General features: G+C 43.2%; 15 protein-coding genes. 5 read left to right on the top strand and 10 right to left on the bottom strand.

The genetic code is table 11. The features are described 5' to 3' along the window. Positions 1-163 precede the first annotated feature (163 nt). The 5 genes from K6T99_12890 to pstC form a co-directional block, all read right to left on the bottom strand. A complete protein-coding gene (locus tag K6T99_12890; protein ID MCL6520716.1) occupies positions 164-1,234 on the bottom strand; it encodes a trypsin-like peptidase domain-containing protein in 1,071 nt (356 codons plus the stop codon). Positions 1,235-1,360: 126 nt separating this feature from the next. Then, positions 1,361-2,026, bottom strand: a complete 666-nt coding sequence (gene phoU, locus K6T99_12885) for a phosphate signaling complex protein PhoU (protein ID MCL6520715.1) — start codon at positions 2,024-2,026, stop codon at positions 1,361-1,363. A gap of 81 nt (positions 2,027-2,107) precedes the next feature. Further along, positions 2,108-2,896, bottom strand: a complete 789-nt coding sequence (pstB, locus tag K6T99_12880) for a phosphate ABC transporter ATP-binding protein PstB (GenBank protein MCL6520714.1) — start codon at positions 2,894-2,896, stop codon at positions 2,108-2,110. Continuing rightward, positions 2,866-3,711: a phosphate ABC transporter permease PstA gene (gene pstA / locus K6T99_12875; GenBank protein MCL6520713.1), complete on the bottom strand. Its 846-nt coding sequence runs from the start codon at positions 3,709-3,711 to the stop codon at positions 2,866-2,868. Before pstA ends, pstB begins: the two co-directional genes overlap by 31 nt. Next, positions 3,708-4,586: a phosphate ABC transporter permease subunit PstC gene (gene pstC, locus K6T99_12870; GenBank protein MCL6520712.1), complete on the bottom strand. Its 879-nt coding sequence runs from the start codon at positions 4,584-4,586 to the stop codon at positions 3,708-3,710. The genes pstA and pstC overlap by 4 nt, the downstream gene beginning before the upstream one ends. Positions 4,587-4,735: 149 nt before the next feature. Here pstC and K6T99_12865 point away from each other — a divergent pair, with 149 nt between their 5' ends. Together K6T99_12865 and K6T99_12860 are read left to right on the top strand one after the other, a co-directional pair. After that, positions 4,736-5,839: a hypothetical protein gene (locus K6T99_12865; GenBank protein MCL6520711.1), complete on the top strand. Its 1,104-nt coding sequence runs from the start codon at positions 4,736-4,738 to the stop codon at positions 5,837-5,839. Beyond that, the gene (locus tag K6T99_12860) at positions 5,817-7,550 is read left to right on the top strand and encodes an ATP-dependent DNA ligase (GenBank protein MCL6520710.1); all 1,734 of its coding nucleotides are present in this window, start codon (positions 5,817-5,819) and stop codon (positions 7,548-7,550) included. The genes K6T99_12865 and K6T99_12860 overlap by 23 nt, the downstream gene beginning before the upstream one ends. 70 nt (positions 7,551-7,620) lie before the next feature. Here the strand turns inward: K6T99_12860 and K6T99_12855 are convergent, their stop codons facing one another. The 5 genes from K6T99_12855 to K6T99_12835 all read right to left on the bottom strand — a co-directional run bounded on the left by K6T99_12855 (position 7,621) and on the right by K6T99_12835 (position 14,419). Then, the gene (locus K6T99_12855; protein MCL6520709.1) at positions 7,621-8,352 is read right to left on the bottom strand and encodes a ThuA domain-containing protein; all 732 of its coding nucleotides are present in this window, start codon (positions 8,350-8,352) and stop codon (positions 7,621-7,623) included. A 140-nt stretch (positions 8,353-8,492) separates the two neighbouring features. Beyond that, complete coding sequence (locus K6T99_12850; GenBank protein ID MCL6520708.1) at positions 8,493-10,340, bottom strand: glycoside hydrolase family 127 protein; 1,848 nt, start codon at positions 10,338-10,340, stop codon at positions 8,493-8,495. An 85-nt stretch (positions 10,341-10,425) separates the two neighbouring features. Then, positions 10,426-11,511, bottom strand: a complete 1,086-nt coding sequence (locus K6T99_12845; protein MCL6520707.1) for a carbohydrate ABC transporter permease — start codon at positions 11,509-11,511, stop codon at positions 10,426-10,428. Further along, the gene (locus tag K6T99_12840; GenBank protein MCL6520706.1) at positions 11,508-13,943 is read right to left on the bottom strand and encodes an extracellular solute-binding protein; all 2,436 of its coding nucleotides are present in this window, start codon (positions 13,941-13,943) and stop codon (positions 11,508-11,510) included. The genes K6T99_12845 and K6T99_12840 overlap by 4 nt, the downstream gene beginning before the upstream one ends. 134 nt (positions 13,944-14,077) lie before the next feature. Then, positions 14,078-14,419, bottom strand: a complete 342-nt coding sequence (locus tag K6T99_12835) for a DUF5658 family protein (GenBank protein MCL6520705.1) — start codon at positions 14,417-14,419, stop codon at positions 14,078-14,080. A gap of 322 nt (positions 14,420-14,741) precedes the next feature. Between K6T99_12835 and K6T99_12830 the strand changes: the two genes are divergently transcribed. The 3 genes from K6T99_12830 to K6T99_12820 all read left to right on the top strand — a co-directional run. Beyond that, complete coding sequence (locus K6T99_12830; protein MCL6520704.1) at positions 14,742-15,521, top strand: hypothetical protein; 780 nt, start codon at positions 14,742-14,744, stop codon at positions 15,519-15,521. A gap of 25 nt (positions 15,522-15,546) precedes the next feature. Further along, positions 15,547-16,182 carry a hypothetical protein gene (locus K6T99_12825; GenBank protein MCL6520703.1) on the top strand — a complete coding sequence of 212 codons (636 nt, stop codon included), beginning with the start codon at positions 15,547-15,549 and terminating at the stop codon, positions 16,180-16,182. Between the two features lie 226 nt (positions 16,183-16,408). Beyond that, the coding region (locus K6T99_12820; protein ID MCL6520702.1) for a M48 family metalloprotease at positions 16,409-17,594 on the top strand (1,186 nt) is incomplete at its 3' end.

Here is a 17,594-nt window from a genome sequence, read left to right as displayed (position 1 = left end):
ATCTCAACCTTGTTGAAAAATAATTGACAAAACCATCAAGTTTTGCTATATTTAGCATAGTAAGAAACAACTTTTCCCTCAAAACACTCGGCGGCAGTTAAAATTCGAGTTCCCCCTTGGATATTGCTGCCGCCGAGTGCTTTTTATTTGAAATCTACTATGCTCATGATAATTCCTCTGGCATCTCACACACAGTAAGCAATATCCTTAATTGCTTGCCACCACGTACAACCGTTAGTCTAAGTTTGTCTCCAACATTTAGCTTTTTTACTATAGCTTCCATGTCCTCTGAAGTTTTAATAGACTTCCCAGCGGCTTCAATTATTATATCTCCAGTCTGAAGCTTTGCTTCTTCAGCGCAAGACCCACGGTATACCTGAATTATGATGCCCTCAATATAGTCAATACCCAGCCGCCTTGCAAATTGAGGGGTCATGTCGGCGTAAATGAATCCAACCCATGGTCGTATTACCTTTCCGTATTTAATTAGTTGCGGCACAATCTTGCGAATAGTCTCGGCGGAGATCGCAAAGCCCAAACCCTGACCATCAGCTCGAATGGCTGCGTTCATTCCAATCACGTTGCCATAAATATCGCAAAGTGGACCGCCCGAGTTGCCAGGGTTGATTGCCGCATCGGTTTGGATGCAATCTTCAATCTTGCGCCCATCGGATGTTTCGATCCGGCGGCCAGTTGCACTAACAACGCCTACGGTCACAGTGTTTTGGAGACCAAAAGGATTTCCTATAGCAATCGCCCACGAGCCAATTTCTGGCTTTGGATTCACCGACAGCTTCAATGATGGTAAGTTTTTTCCATCAACTTTAATTACTGCTATATCGCTGAGCCTATCGGCGCCGATAATTTTTCCCTCAAACTGTTGTTTATCTGGTAACGTAACCACTATCTGCTCCGCATTTTCAACTACGTGCTCGTTGGTGACTATATAACCGTTTTTGCCATCATATATCCAACCTGACCCTTGGCCTTGTTGGGGCATAGGAGGTCCAAAGAACTCCGGAAATAAATCAAAAATTGAACCGCTTCGCCTTGACCTATAGGTGGTGTCTATATTTACTACAGCTGGCCCAACGAGCTTAACTGCTTTTACCACTGCATTTTGTGACTGCTCGCTTATATCGGGTACTGCCGTGCCCGGACAAGCAGACATTAAGCAAAGTATAAACATTATCAAAATAAATCTAAAATAAAATTCGAAATACTTTAAAGACATAGAATCACCTGCCTAACTTTGGATGCTGTTGCTGCGAATTCTATGATTGACGATTCTTTAGGCGCTTCTGTTCAAATACTTGCAGAGTAAAAAAACTTCTTTTAGCAAAAACACTTTTAAGAGCCCTTATTGATGCAGCTCTTTCAGTTTTCCAGTTTCCATATAGTAAATCCGCTCGCCAATATTTGTGATATGGTCTGCAATGCGTTCAAGATATCTTGCAATAAGCAACAAACCAATAGCTTGGTCTGTCAAGTCTGGATTCTTCTTTATATAACTTATAAGCTCTTCATATAAGCTATTATATAGATGATCAACTTCGTCATCGTGTGCAACCATTTGTTCAACGAGATGAAGGTCGTGAGTAACAAAAGCAGTTAGTGTCTCGCGAAGCATTTCCTGCACTATAGAGACCATTTTGGGAATATCCTCAAGCGGCTTAAAAAGCGGCTTATTAGCCAATTTTTCCACCATTTTTGCGATGTCGACTGAATAATCACCAGCTCGTTCCACATCTGTAATAATTTTCATAGCAGCTGCAATTATTCTTAAATCTCGAGCCATTGGTTGCTGGAGCGCAAGAAGACGCAAGGAACGAACTTCGATGTCGATATTGTAACTATCCACAATATCGTCTAATTCAATAACCTCACGGGCAAGTGCAATGTTGCGCGTTTTTAAAGCCTCAATTGCTTTGGCCAGCATCTCTTCTACAATTGTGCCCATTTTCTTCAGGTCTTCTTGAAGAGTAGCTAATTCCTTATCAAATTCTTTTCGGGCCTCAGATGACATCTTTATTCTCCAAAATTTATAATTGAAAAGTAATAAATCATAACCGTAAGCTCAACGACTTTCAACACAGACGATTATTGATTACCCAAATCTACCGGTAATATAGTCTTCCGTGCGCTTATCCCTTGGACTAGTAAACAACTCTTCCGAAACGCCAAATTCGATTAGCTCACCGTTTAGAAAAAAGCCTGTATATGTCGAGACTCGCGCAGCCTGTTGCATATTGTGCGTAACTATTATTATTGTATAGTTGCGTTTGAGATCCCGCATCAAGTCTTCAATTCTGAGTGTAGAGATGGGGTCCAACGCCGACGCTGGCTCATCCATAAGTACAATTTCTGGCTCTATTGCAAGCACACGCGCAATGCATAGACGTTGTTGCTGTCCGCCCGATAGGGTAAATGCAGATTTATTTAGCTTATCTTTTACCTCATCCCATAGTGCTGCTGAACGTAAACTCCTTTCAACTATTTCCTCTAGTCTGTTCCCTTTTGCCATGCCGTGGATTCGTGGTCCATAAGCCACATTATCAAATACCGACATCGGAAAAGGATTCGGGCGTTGGAAAACCATGCCAATACGTTTTCTTAGTTCCACAACATCTACTTCGGGTGAATAGATATTTCTATTTTTTACAAGCACTTCGCCAGTAGTGCGTGCGCCTGGAATTAGGTCGTTCATTCGGTTGATTGTTCTTAGAAAAGAAGACTTTCCACATCCAGATGGGCCAATTAGCGCTGTAATTTCCTTTTCAGGTATATTTATGTTGACGTGCTTCAGCGCATGGAAATCATTATAATAAAGATTTAGGTCTCGAGTCGAAACAATGATTTCACGATTTACCAATGAATATGCCTCCTGAATCGGTATCTAATAATTGCTGCGGCAAGGTTTAGACCTAGTACGATAATGAGAAGAGTCAGAGCGGTTCCCCATTGCATTCTAGGAGGAGCATTTGGTACTTGGGTTGAGATTATATATAAATGATAAGGGAGGGCCATTGCTTGGTCATAGATAGACCTCGGAAGACTTGGTAAATAAAATGCTGCAACTGTGAACAAAATTGGCGCAGTTTCTCCTGCAGCTCGTCCCATAGCTAGAATTATTCCGGTAATTATGCCTGAAAATGCGTTTGGCAGAACAACGAACCTTGTTGTTTGCCATTTCGTTGCCCCGAGAGCAAGGCTTGCCTCCCGAAACGTCTGCGGCACTGCTAACAAAGCTTCCTCTGTAGCAACAATCAAAAGCGGGAGTACAAGTATTGCCAATGTCAGCGAGCCTGACAAAATGGAAGCGCCAAACTTCAACATTAAAACGAATATGCCAAAGCCGAACAAGCCATATACAATCGAAGGTACTCCTGCCAAGTTTACTATCGACAATCTAATTAACCTAATGAGTGGCCCTGGCTTTGCATATTCTGCTAGATAGATTGCCGCAAGCACTCCCAATGGAACTGAAAATAATATAGTACCAGCAATAAGGTAAAGAGTGCCTACAATTGCTGGAAATATTCCACCTGATTGCATACCTTTAGATGGAAAGCTAAGCAAAAACTCAAGAGTAAGCCCCCTAGCTCCACGAATAACAATAAAAAAGACGATAAAAAAAGTAGGGAGAATAACCAACATTGCCGATGCTTTTAGAAAAGCAAATGCAATTTTCTCTAATGTATATCTATTCATCTCACTATTTCCTTTCGATGAAGCGCAAGGTCTGCTATTAAATTAATGAGAAACGCAATAACGAAAAGAACCAATCCAATTGCGAATAAAGCAAAGTAGTGAGGTGAATATTGAACGGTTTCTCCCATTTCAGCTGCTACTGTAGCCGTCATCGTTCGCACAGGTTGGAAAATAGAGTGGGGAATCACTGCCGCATTGCCAGTTACCATAAGCACAGCCATTGTCTCGCCTATAACACGGCCGATTCCCAACATTACAGCAGCTGTTATTCCGCTTTTTGCTGATGGCACAACAACACGGCTTATTGTCTGCCATCTTGTAGCACCAAGCGCCAATGATGCGGCACGATAATCCATTGGCACCGCGGTAATTGCATCTTCTGAAATTGAAATAATTGTTGGGAGAGACATAAATGCTAGCATTAGCGAACCAGTAAAAGCTGTAAGACCCGTGGGTAAATGCAACAATGTTTTTACTGCTGGTGCAACCACAAGAAGTCCAATGAAACCAATAACCACTGAAGGAATCGCAGCAAGTGTCTCGACCGCCGGTTTCAAAAGTTCTTTCACGCGAGGAGACGCAATCTCAGCAATATAAACGGCAACCGCTATGCCAAGTGGGACAGCGATAACTACTGCACCTGCGGTAACTAACAACGAGCCTATTATAAGCGGGAATATTTCAAAACGCCCTGAAAGTGGAAACCACTCACGTCCAAAAAGAAACCTTCCAACGCTGGTGTATCTAAAGATTGGAAGGCCATTTCCGAGCAACAAACCAAATATTAAAATTACAAAAATGACCGTTGCAATTCCGCTTAGCTGTAATAATCGCTCGATGATTTTTTCTATAAGCTTTCGACGCCTTTTTGCCATCACATCGCCCGTTTATATTCTATCAAATTCAGAAATTGCTTAAAAGTTCAGAAGTTATTCTTCCTATGAAAATATGTTTCTAATCTTCGTATTAGCCGATTGGGTATATATTCCTTTGTGGAAATAATTAACACTTGAGGCGGTCATTCATGGCAACGCTTGGATATCGCGCAGAAATTGATGCAGGCAGGCGTTTCTTTGAAAGAATTGAACCCAATAACACAATAGTTCTATTCTTTCACGGGGGCGTCGATGGCTGTTGCTCGGGTGCAATAATGTATAGAACGCTAAGATATCATGGTTGCCATTTAACTTTCCCAGTTTTTCTTGAAAAGGGTGAGACAATATATTCAGATTCATTAGCCAAACGTGCGCTTGTACGCAAACCAACCCACTTAATAGTAATGGATACAGGAAGTCGAAATGAAGCAATTCTACCTGGCATTACAACAATGGTAATCGACCACCATAAGCCAGAGGGTGTTCCTCCTGTGGATGTTTACTTAACTTCATTTGGTGTTTATCCGCCCGAACCTTCAGCTCTACTTACCTATAATATATGCCAAGAAATAACACCGCTAAACGGGCTGGATTGGCTTGCAGCAGTTGGTACAGCTGGAGATATGGGTGTCAATGCCGACCTTGAAATACTGCGCGAGGCAAAATCAAGATATGAAGTTAAAACAATAAAAGAAACGGTAGCTTTGATTGATGCCGCACGCAGGTCACCTTCCCATGACATTGCAACAGCTTTCTCAGCATTAGTGAGCGCCGACAGTCCATTCGATATTACAGAAGGCATTATTCCGGAATCGGTCATTCTCCGCCAGTACAGAAAGATAGTAAGTGCTGAGATTCGGCGTGCCATAAAAGCAGTGCCCAAATACAGTGGAAAATGGGCAATTCTTCAATTCAGCAGCCAAGCACTTGTACATCCAATTGTAGCAGCTGAGTGGAGCAATCGGCTGAATGAAAATATTGTAATAGCCGCAAACTATGGATATACCGAAGGTAATGTCCATTTTAGCATTAGGACTAAGATAAATATTAATCTCTATGAAGAAATAATGGGTATTAAACCTCCTGATGAAGAAGAAGAATTTGTTAGCGATTACAGCAAGGCAAGCGGAGGAGTGCTTCCTATCATAGATTTTATAGAATTTTTGAGAATTCTCGATTTTCCAAAGGAAGTTGCCGAGTTTATTCCTATACAAGCCCAGGAGTTAAAAAGTGAAGCTATCGAAACTTGCTGACCATTTTGCGATTTTAGACAAAACTACTTCTAGAAACGCTCTTATAGAAGAGTTAGCCAAACTTTTTAAGGAAAGTAGCGATCCAGAAGAGATTAGAAAGATCGTTTATCTTTCTGAGGGAATCTTATTGCCAGCGTACGAAGGGGTAGAAATTGGCATAAGTGAGCAACTTATGGCGCGTGCAATTGCTGAAGCCACTGGTGAGAGAATTGAGAACATCCGAAAGCTTTACCAAAAGCTTGGGGATTACGGCCTCGTCGCAGAGCATCTAATCAAATGGGATGGGAAAGGGCTTACTGTTGGGCAGGCATATGAAGCTCTGCTTAATATTGCTCAAATCACTGGTAAAGGAAGTATAGAAGCCAAGGTTTCAGAACTTGCTTCCCTAATAAAACAGCTCAGTCCCAAAGAAGCAAGATATCTTATTCGAATCGCCATTGGAAAACTTCGATTAGGCATTGGCGACCCAACAATTATTGACGGTCTTTCTCTTGCTTATGGAGAAAATGAACAACTTCCAGCTCTGCTTGAGCGGGCCTATAACATTTCAGGAGACATGGGGCGTGTAGCATATATTCTCTACAAGGATGGACCTGAAAAGCTAGAAAAATTAAAAGTGCAGGTGGGCAATCCAATTCGAATGGAGCTTGCAGAACGTGCACCTGACGTAGAAACTATCCTCAAAAGGTTAGGAAAGTGCTCTTCAGAACCAAAATATGATGGCTTTAGAGCTCAAATCCACAAAAGTGGAGATATCGTACAAATCTTTACACGAAATCTTGAAAACACAACCAAAATGTTCCCAGACATCATCGAAGCAACACGCAAACAAATCAATGCACGCCAAGCAATTTTTGAAGGCGAAGCGGTTTCTTATGACCCAGAAACAGGCGAATTTCATTCATTCCAAATTACCGTGCGCCGAAAGCGTAAGCACTTAATTGAAGAAAAAGAAGAAGAACTACCACTCAAACTTATGGTTTTTGACTGTCTTTTTGTAGATGGCAAGGAAATGATAGACGAGCCCTATATTGAACGGCGCAAAGCACTCCAAAAAATTGTTTCATCTAACCAGACAATCCAGGTTACCGATGCACTTATTTCAGAAAAGCCCGAAGAGATTACTGCCTTTTTTAATTTGATGGTATCTTCAGGCTTAGAAGGCATTATTGCAAAAAGTCTTGAAAGCCCATACCGCGCTGGGCGACGCACCTTCGATTGGTTAAAGCTCAAACGAAGTTATCAAGGAAAACTCGCTGATACAGTCGATTGCGTTATAGTTGGTTATTTTGCAGGCAGAGGCAAGCGAGCAAAATGGGGGATAGGTTCACTCCTTTGTGCTGTTTACGATGAAAAAAAGGATAAATTTCAAACTATCACTAGGGTTGCCAGCGGCTTAACGGATGAAGACTGGGTAAAAATGAAGGAAATACTCGATGAAATTGTTGTTGACGAAAAGCCCGCGCGAGTAGAAAGCCTTATTGAACCGGACGTATGGGTTGAACCCCGATATGTAACAGAAATTCTAGCCGACGAAATTACACGCAGCCCAATCCATACCGCCGGCCGCGACGACAGCGACACTGGTTTTGCGCTCAGATTCCCTCGTATTATTAAAGCAATTCGAACCGACCGCCGGCCAGAAGATGCTACTACTATAGGTGAGGTTAAAAATCTCTATGAGACCCAGCGGCAAGTAGCTATGAAATAATTTCACAAAACTCTTAGCTACTTTAAAAGCTGAATTAATTCAATCTAATACAACTAACTCAATGAGTAATTTATAGCTTCTCCAAAGGCTGGCGATTACCAAATGTATGGACAACTGTATTGACTGGAGAAGCCCAGCGCACAGCATTTTCGATTACTTTGAGCACATTGGCATCCCTATATGTTGGATAGCTTTCGTGACCAGGTCGGAAATAGAACACTTTGCCCCTACCTCGATGCCAGCAACACCCACTTCGGAAAACTTCGCCACCTTGGAACCAACTTATAAATACCAGCTCATCTGGCTGGGGAATGTCAAATCGCTCGCCATACATTTCTTCTTGCGGAAGTTCGAAATATTCGCCTAGTCCCTCAGCAATTGGATGACTCGAATCTACAATCCACAGGCGCTCCTTTTCGTCGGCCTCACGCCAAATTAGATTACAGGTTGTTCCCATTAACCTCTTGAATATTTTCGAGAAATGTCCTGAATGCAAAACGATTAAGCCCATTCCACCAATTACGATTTTCTGTTGAAGTTTGTCTACCAACTCGTCAGAAACCTCACCGTGCGCCATATGTCCCCACCAAATTAGGACATCTGTATCATCAAGAACGCTATCAGGCAGACCCTGTGCCGGTTCATCAAGGGCTGCTGTTCTCACCTTAAAGTCAGGCTGGGTTCGGAGGTGTTCGGCAATCGCCTCTTGCATACCCTTGGGGTAAAGTTTGCTCGCTGGATGGTCGGTGTTTTTTTCATGTCTGAACTCGTTCCAAACCGTAACCCTTATTAATTTGTTCATTGCTCATTCTCTTCCTTATTAAGATATAGATTGCCAATGAGAAATTATGTATTTAGCGCAACTGTTCCTTCAATTTGCATATAAATATCAAACAAAACTTCAAGCATTAGTCGACTAAATTAAGTATAAATAAACTATCTCTACTCAAGCACAGGTATCCATACTTCCATATGAGATGGGCCTCGGTTTGCCCAAGCATAGTAGGGGATTAATGTTAAGTCTGCTTCTTTGACCTCCAACCTGACACTATCCTTGGCGCGGTAAAGTGGACCACGTTCTTGGCCTGGGATTGCATAGACACCTCTCGCCTTAACAACAGCTATACCGCCAAGCATGTTAGGCTCAATCTCAACCGAAATTGGCTCGCCAACTATTAGCTCGACATCGCGAATTGGAACTTCCGGATTATCTACGCTCTCAATGCAATAAACAATCGGGCCGCGTTGGACAGCCACGCATCCAAGATTTTCGCGTGCCCGAGGGTCTGCTTCTTGAAGTGCAGTGTCTGTTGGCAGTTTGAGGTGGATGCGATCTCCTGGCTTCCATTTTCGTTCTATCTGCAGGTACTCTCCGGGAACAGCTCCTCGCTCCGCCTCGTCATTTATCGAAACAGAAGCAAGGCAGCACCATCCTGGTATGCGAAGAAAAAGTGTAAACTTTGTTTCCATTTCAGGTGTTACTTTGATGTTTACATCTCTCATCCATGGATAATTTGTCTCTTGTTCGAGTATTAACTTGACACCATTTTCCAAACGCCAATTGAGGACGGAATTATCATAAAAGTGCACCCAAACACCTTCTTCACTTGTGCTGTAGAAGTATCCCGGTAGGGAGGCTATCATGCGCACTACATTCGTAGGGCAACATGTGCAATCAAACCAAGGAACGCGTTGGTATTCTTTGTAGCATGCTAAGGGATTGGTATAGAAATAATGCTTTCCATCAAGCGACACGCCAGAGAGAAATCCATTATATAAAGTACGTTCAATAACATCAGCGAAGCGTGCCTCACCTTTTATAGCTAACATCCTCCAATTCCAGTATATACTGGCGATTGCTGCACAAGTTTCTGCGTACGCTTGCTCGTTCGGAAGCTCATATGGCGCTCCAAATGCCTCACCCGCGCTTCTAGCCCCAATGCCGCCCGTTATATACATTTTGCAACTAACCATATCATTCCACACATGCTCGAGGGCATCCATTATTGCTTTGTCACCAGTTTCTGCAAAATAATCAGCCGCGCCAGATGCAAGATAACAAGCTCGTACCGCATGCCCTTCAATTGTTTTCCTTTCCGAGTATTTCTGTATCGAAAGGAAAAAACCAGCCAAATCGAGGTATTTCTTTTCACCCGTTGTGCGGTAAAGTTCAACTAGCGCCATCTCAATCTCGGGATGTCCGTCAGCTTGCTCAATTTTTCCAAGTCCAAAAACTTTGGTTAAGTAATCGGCATATCTTAACGCAGCATCCAAAAATTTACGCTCACCAGTTGCACGATAGTGTGCAATGGATGCTTGGAATATATGTCCTGCGCAATATAGCTCGTGTTCTCGTGAAAGATTTCTAAAACGTTGGCCAGCAAGCTCGCCTGTAAAATAGCTATTAATATAGCCATCAGAACACTGAATACTTATAAGCTCGTCGATGGCGGCGTCTAGCAGCTTTTTAAGATTTGCATCGTCTTCTGATTGCAATACAAAAGCAACCGCCTCCATCCATTTTGCAAGATCAGAATCCGTCCAGACCGCACCCCGCCGTTCAACCTTCTTTTTGCCCGAAATGCGTCGAAGGTTATCAAGTACGCCATGTTCTTCTAAAAGGTGATAAAGCTCAGGAATGCCGCTTTCTCGGTTCGCATCCATCCTCTTCTTCCAGAACCCATCTTTCATTCTCACAGCCCGAATCGGGACGGGATGTAGTTTTGCGTAAGGACTTTTTGCTGTATCTACGACGCCTGCGTCATGCCAAGATGAAACTGATGAGTCCATGCGTACGCCCCTCCAAACGAGAAAATAGCAATCTTGGGCAATTTCTAAAAATGCGAAATGCCAAGAATAGTTCATGAATGTATTCTTACCCTTTGAGCCCAGTGAGAGTAATCCCTTGAATGAAATAGCGTTGTGTGAAGAAGAAAACAAAAAGAACAGGAAGCATGACGAGCGTCGATGCAGCCATTAGAAGGGCATACTCAGCTCCATGTGCTCCCTGAAAGAGCTGGAGTCCATAAGAAAGCGTCATCTTTTCCGGCGAATTTATATAAATTAAGGGACCCATAAAGTTATTCCAAGAACTCATGAAGGTCATTATAGTTAATGCAGCAAGTGCTGGTTTGATAAGTGGGAGCATAATCTGCCGATATATTCCGAAGTAGCCACAACCATCAATTTTCGCTGCGTCTTCCAAATCCATGGGAATTGTCATGAAAAATTGCCTAAGCAGAAAAACACTAAAAGCGCTTCCAAAAAATGCTGGCGTCCATAGGGGCTTGAGTGTATCCACCCAATTCAGTGCCCGGAACACAAGAAATACAGGCACCATTGTCACTGCGCCGGGAAGCATCATTGTTGCCAGCAAGACAACGAAAAGCACATCCCTCCCTGGCCATCGCAATCTCGCAAATGAAAAAGCAACTAGTGAGCTTGATAGGAGAGTGCCAAGGATGCTGAGAATGGTTACGTATACAGTATTCCATAGGTACAAAAGGCCTTTCTTTGTTTCCTCCGGAAGGAAGTTCAACGCATCAGTATAGTTTTCCCACTTCAAGCCAAACGCGCGAACCTTCTTAAGATCAGCACGTTCAACAAATGCAATTTTTTCTTTGCAAGAACCATCCGTTAGTAATCGCACTTTAATGCGTCCGTCTTCTGTTTCACCAAGCTCAGCAACCCTTTGACCCATCCACTCAGAAACAGGATATTTGCGACCTTCTATTTTTATCTTGATTTGTCGAGTTGGAATCCATACCGGCGGATATTTAAAAATCTGTTCTTCCTCCTTTAGTGATGTTGTGACAAGCCAAATAAAGGGCAACATGAAAACCCCAGAGCCAAAAAGTAATACCGTATGCAAAATCGTTTTACGCACAAACTCTTTGCGCCTTCTTGCACGTTTGTGCTTCGTTAACTCTGAGGTATTACTGTTGGCGGTTGGTACTTTCATTTTGCTCTTTCCCCTTCATAATGCACCCATCGTGGTGCCAGCTTGAGCTGGACTAGTGTAAGGATTAGCACAATTATAAAGAGAATCCAAGCAAGCGCAGATGCATATCCCATCTTAAAGTAAGTGAAAGCACAATTAAAGAGATAGAGCACGGGGACAAGCGTGGAATCAACAGGGCCGCCGCCTGTCATTATGTACACAGTTTCAAATGTCTGAAGTACTCCAATTGTGCCCATTATGAGGTTAAAAAACAAATAGGGCGTTATCATTGGGAAGGTTACGTTCCAAAATTTGCTCCACCAATTTGCACCGTCAATTTCAGCGGCTTCATATAGATGCTGTGGAACACCCTGAAGACCTGCTAACCAGAGAATCATACCACCCCCCGCACCCCATAATCCCATGAGAATCAGTGCAGGTTTGGCAGTCTTTTCATGTGTAAGCCACAATGGAGCAGGAAGAGCAAACCACTGGCCAAGCGTAGCTCTCCATGCGGCATTAATTAGCCCGTATTCGGGGTTTAGCACCCAAATCCATAGAATTGCATTAGCTACGACTGGAACTATTGACGGAAGATAATAAATTGTACGATACCAAGTCATTCCGCCAACTTTAGTATTTAGAAGCATTGCAATTGCAAGTCCAGTAATCAAGGTTAGCGGCAAGCCAAAAAGCGCTAAAAACCCAGCATTGTAAAGCGCCTTCGAAGTATACTTGCTCCAATCATCAATTAGTAACTCTCGATAATTGAGCAGCCCAACCCATCTTGCTGGGTGAAGCACGTCATAATCGCAAAAACTAAAAATTATTGATGCGATGATTGGACCGATAGTGAAGACAAGGAAACCAACAATCCACGGAGATGCAAATAAATATCCTGCAACGGTTTCAGCTTTCGCAAGCCTGCCCATCGGTCCATATTGCCTAAGCTTCCTAAAACAAATAACGAATAAAATTATGACTCCTATGCCTACAACACTTAATGGATATGCCCAGTTCAGAAGGCCATATTTCGAGCGATTGAAAACCTTGTCAAGCTCCTTTTGGACTACCTTTGTTCCCTCGTCCATTGCCTCCTGAGCTGACATTTTATGATGAGTTGCGTAGTCGAATGCACGCACATGTTCATCCCAAAGACGCTGGCCTACAAAAGTTACTGGTCGATATCTTGAGACAGCCATTAAGTCTAGAAAAACGCGTGTGGCCTTTCGGAATTTCTTTTGTTTTGGGGCGAATTTTGTAAAGATAACTTCATTTACTTTTGAATTCGCAGTCATCCAAGGTACATATGGTCGTCCCTTGCTCATGTTGTACTTTCTCTGCGCCTCGTTAGCAATTACCTGTGCCTCTTCGGAAACCATCCATTTGATAAACTCCCAGGATTCTTCGACATGCTTTGCACCTCTAGGTATGGCTAGCGAAAATCCACCGCTCCAGGTAATAAATTTCGGCTGTCCAGTAAAAGGCGGCTTCCCTTCATAACGAGCTCTAGGCACCGGCGCTGGTGCAACAGCAAAGTCTAAATCTGGGGCATATCTTGCTATGTTATTAGTAAACCAGTTACCATCTATTTTCATAGCAACTAGACCGGTAAGGAACGGATCAAGTTCATTAGCTTTGAATCCCGATGAGAAGGAGTTGATTGCATCCACGCCTTTTAATGCATCGTAAACTGAGACCATATATTCTAAAGCAGCAACGGAACGAGGATTATTCATCGTGCACTTCCTACCATCAGGGCTCATGAACTCGCCCCCATTTTGCCAGCTATACAAATAAAGCCACGAGTTACCAAAGTTTGGTATAAAGCCTATACGTTCAAAACCCCCGTCCTTTCGATACTTAGTTAACTTCTTAGCGTAAACCAATAGCTCATCCCATGTTTTTGGAGGCCTGTCGGGATCTAGCCCCACCTCTCGAAAAAGTTTGCGGTTATAGTAAAGTGCTCGGTCATCAGTATTAAATGGGATGGCATAAACTTTTCCCTTATAAACTGCTTCCGCCCAACACGCTTTGTAGAACTCTTCTGGGCGAATTGGGGGTATTTGACCCTTTTTGTTTTTACTTCTTTCCCAACGACACAAATCTCTTTTAATTAACCCATCCAGGGGCATAAAAGTATCTCGCGAAGCCCAATCACCAATGGTAAAACGGTCCTGGTGGATTACGTCAGGCGGAACCTTTCCAACAATCGCAGTCATTAGCTTTTGAGGATTCATGCCACCTGCACCCATCGATAGGACCTTAACATCAATGTTTGGATGGCGTCGTTCAAATTCTGCTACTGCGGCTTCAATACCTTTTGACTCCTCACTCATTTGCAGTCCCCAAACGACAAGTTTGATTTTCCCTTTTTCTTTTGGAGCACAACCTGCAAATGAAATACATAAAACTGCAAACACAAGCAAAATGACAAACTGAAACTTTCGCATTCTTAAAACCTCACGTTAAAAATGCCGATATAGTTTTCTCATATACGAATGACAATACCTGCAAATTAAATGCTGGCCACAAAGGTTTTGGAAATTTCGGGCTTCGCAAAACAAATTGACAAGGCAAATGCCGCTTAGTTACTTAACCATACCATTGCATTATGTGCACATACGAGGGCAACATAGATATCTAAGACTAGAAGCGATACTACAGCAAAAAGGCTATTTCTTGACTCTATCTTTTCTACAATTTTTAACGCTGCATATGCCAAAAACATTTTTGCAGTAATGAGAAGAAGAGGAGTGCCGATCATAAGGCTCATCAATGGGTTAAGCTCTCTCACATTCCCCTTTGAAAGAGCTTGGTAGGTAGTAATTATGTCAAGGACATTGAGGAGAAGCCATATACACATTAAGCAGATTGCCCACTGCGTGCTTCTTGGAAAGAGAAAAAAGTTGTTTTTCTGATTTTTCATCTTAGACCAGGTTTAATGTTACCCTAAATTTTTTACTAATCCTCCTATAATGGCAAACGTTGAAGTTGAAAACTTTCCTTTTTATTCGATTTTTCAATCCTCTTAGTTTTAAAGTAACGTCTGGATAAATGCTGATTTAGCTAGCAATCACTTGAAACCCCTCTATCTTATCCTTTAAATACCAAAATCTTTACTTTTTTGCGTCAAAACTGGTTTTTGGCCTAAAACTTGCAAGCATTGCATATGACACAAACGACAAGCCAATAAGAACAAATTGGCTTGTACCTATAACTACATCTTGCTAAAAAGGGGGTGACAAGTAATGCTACTTCGACGTTGGCTGTTGTTATCCCTGTGTGGGTTATTGCTAGCACTTCCGACCATCGTCTTTTCAGCGAAGGTCAAAATGCTGCCGGGCTCCTTCTTAAAAGAGCCAGCATACACCCCACAGGACCTAAGCCGCATGATTCAGCAAGACAAGGTTGTGGCTCTCCGCTATTCCAAGCATTTCGGGATGTCTCCAGAAGAGCTTGCAAAGTATGTAGAGACATGCACCTCTGCGAAAAATCTGACCCATTCTCACAGGTATGTTGTCTTCTACATTGGCAAGAATGGCAAGATTGCATCTCGTGCAAGGCTGATTAAGGCTGGGACACGAGTATTAATCAATTGGAAGGGCGAGCCAATAATGGACTTGCGATGTGGCAATCCTTTTACCAAACAGTTGCCAAAGCGCCCGACAGTTGCGCAAAAGTCTCAGCCACCGCCAGCTGCTGCTCAGCCAGTTGCATCCCAGCCAGTCGCACAAGTTGAGCCAGCACAACCAGAAACCGTAACAGCTGTGCCTGTAGAGACTAAGGTTTTAGATGTACCACCGGCAGAATTACCACCACCAATTCCTCCGCAGGTAATTACGGAGACAAAAGTCACAAGCTTCATTCTTCCAGCATTGGTCGGTGCTGGCGCCATTGGTGCTTTGTCTGGAGGAGGAGGTAGTTCGCCTGTTGTGCCAGAGCCAACTAGTTTGGTTGTGCTTGGTTTGGGAACGGTTAGTGCTTTATATGCTACTCGTGCAATGATTCACAAAAACAAAAGAAAGTAAATAAATGAAAGCAAGGTGCATTGCGATGAAAAAGCTTCCGATGTATATGGTTACACTTGTTTTACTTTGTTTCGGGCTGCTAATTGGCTTTGCTCCTATTAATGCAGAACCATGGCCTGACTATATCTCGCACCCAGACACCGTTGATTATATTAGTGTTTTATATTCCAATATAAACAACCTGTGGTGCTATTACTTGACCATTGATTCAAATGCGTTTGACCCTAGGTTCGGTGAGCTAATAGGCGTAAAAGGCCTAGCTGTATATCTCAACGCCGGAAATCTAGTAGAAGGGATCCCTGACGACTGGGTTGGCTACGAAACTAGCTATACGCGTACAGGTTGGGACTACAATGGCGGCTGGGAACCTAACAAAGGTGCATTTGGATATATTACCGGCTCGCCGTCCTACTATGTGCTGCCTGGAGAAATTAATGCTTTGATTGGTGCAGCTTTGTTTCCAATAGGATTTACACCTAATGCGGAAACGCAGGGATTTCTACTTCACGTGGCTTACCAAGACAATGACATGGTGAATACCTTCTGGGTTCGTCCCGAGGGAGGCGGCATTGCAGTTCCTGAGCCGGCAGGCGTGTTGGCATTGGTTGGCATTGGCGTTCCTGCACTTTGGGGATTCATTTACAGGAGGCGAAGCTTATAGAACGTTGAACAAGGCGTATCGGACGCATACAGGGAGGTAAAAGGGGCACCTTCCGATAGACGTGGCAAATCAGTTTCGCCGTTGATAATCGTTGGTAGAATTCAAAGGTGGTTCATCATGAGTGAGAGCAAAACAAGATGCCGGGTTTGCTCACACTTTCAGCCAGCCACGAGTTAAAAAGCGGCAAAAAATGAGGATGCCGAAAAATCTAGGAGGAAAAGGTGCCATGAAGCGCATAGCACACAAGTTAATAATACAGCCTCCCTTATGGGTCGTTATGCTTGTTTTCATGTTCCTAGCAGCGGCTGGCTCCATTGCCTTATGCGATGAAGACCTTGCAAAACGCGAAATTAGGATGGGCCGTGAAGCCGCGGCTGAGGTAGAAAAAGAACACAAGCTCATAACAGATCCACAAATAACGGAGCGCGTGAATATCATAGGCCAAGCAATAGCTAGAGTTGCAAATTCCGTACGAGTTGACGCCAGTTACGGAAGTTCCGAAATTTGCCAGTTTGAATATAAATTCAAGGTAATCGAGGACGACGACATTAATGCATTCTCATTACCCGGAGGTTTTGTCTATGTAAATTCTGGCCTGCTTAATTATGTGCAATCCGACCACGAACTAGCAGCGGTTTTAGCTCATGAGATTGCGCATGCCTCACATCATCACATGACATATCTGCTAAAGGAGCAGAGCCGATTGGACGGGCGCATAGCCCTGGTGCTCCTTGCAGGTATGCTGACAAAAATGAACGCAGCCGATCTCGGCAACGTTCTAATTGGGGCTCAATTGGTAAAAATTGCGCGCATGAGCGGTTACGGGCAAAAAGCAGAACAAGATGCTGACCGGACTGCTGTTGACTATTTAGTAAAAAGCAACTATAACCCTGTGGGCATGGTTACCTTTCTAGAACGTCTTGCACGCGATTACACTAATTTGTCGCAGCCAGAACTAGGAATACTTCGTACACACCCACCGTCAAGAATGCGCGTTAAGAATACAATAGCTCGTATAGAGGCGCTCGGCTTGCCAATTAACAGAAGGGATGTAACCAAAGCAGTAAAAGCAGAAACAGAAATAATTTCGGTTGATGGGCAACAAATAGCACGAATAAAACTCGGTGAACGTGTTCTTTTTGAACCAGCACCAACAGCAGAAGGATTAAGCTCGGAAGAGCGTGCTCAGGCGATAGCTGCAAGAGTTAATCAATTGCTTGACTCAGAACCTCAGCTACGCGAAATAAAGGTTGACCTCGACAAGAAAGCTGTAATGGCACGCGGAAATGCGTTAATAGTTGTTACTGAAGAAGACGTAGCCTTCCAGAAAAAATCTGCCGAGGAACTTGCAACGCAAGCAGCAAATACAATAAAGCAAGTCATTTGGCAAGAATTAGTCCAAAGTTTCTATT

This window comes from Armatimonadota bacterium (assembly GCA_023511795.1).
In the GTDB taxonomy this organism is placed as follows: Bacteria; Armatimonadota; UBA5829; order DTJY01; family DTJY01; genus JAIMAU01.
This window is presented reverse-complemented; position numbering and strand designations above follow the sequence as displayed.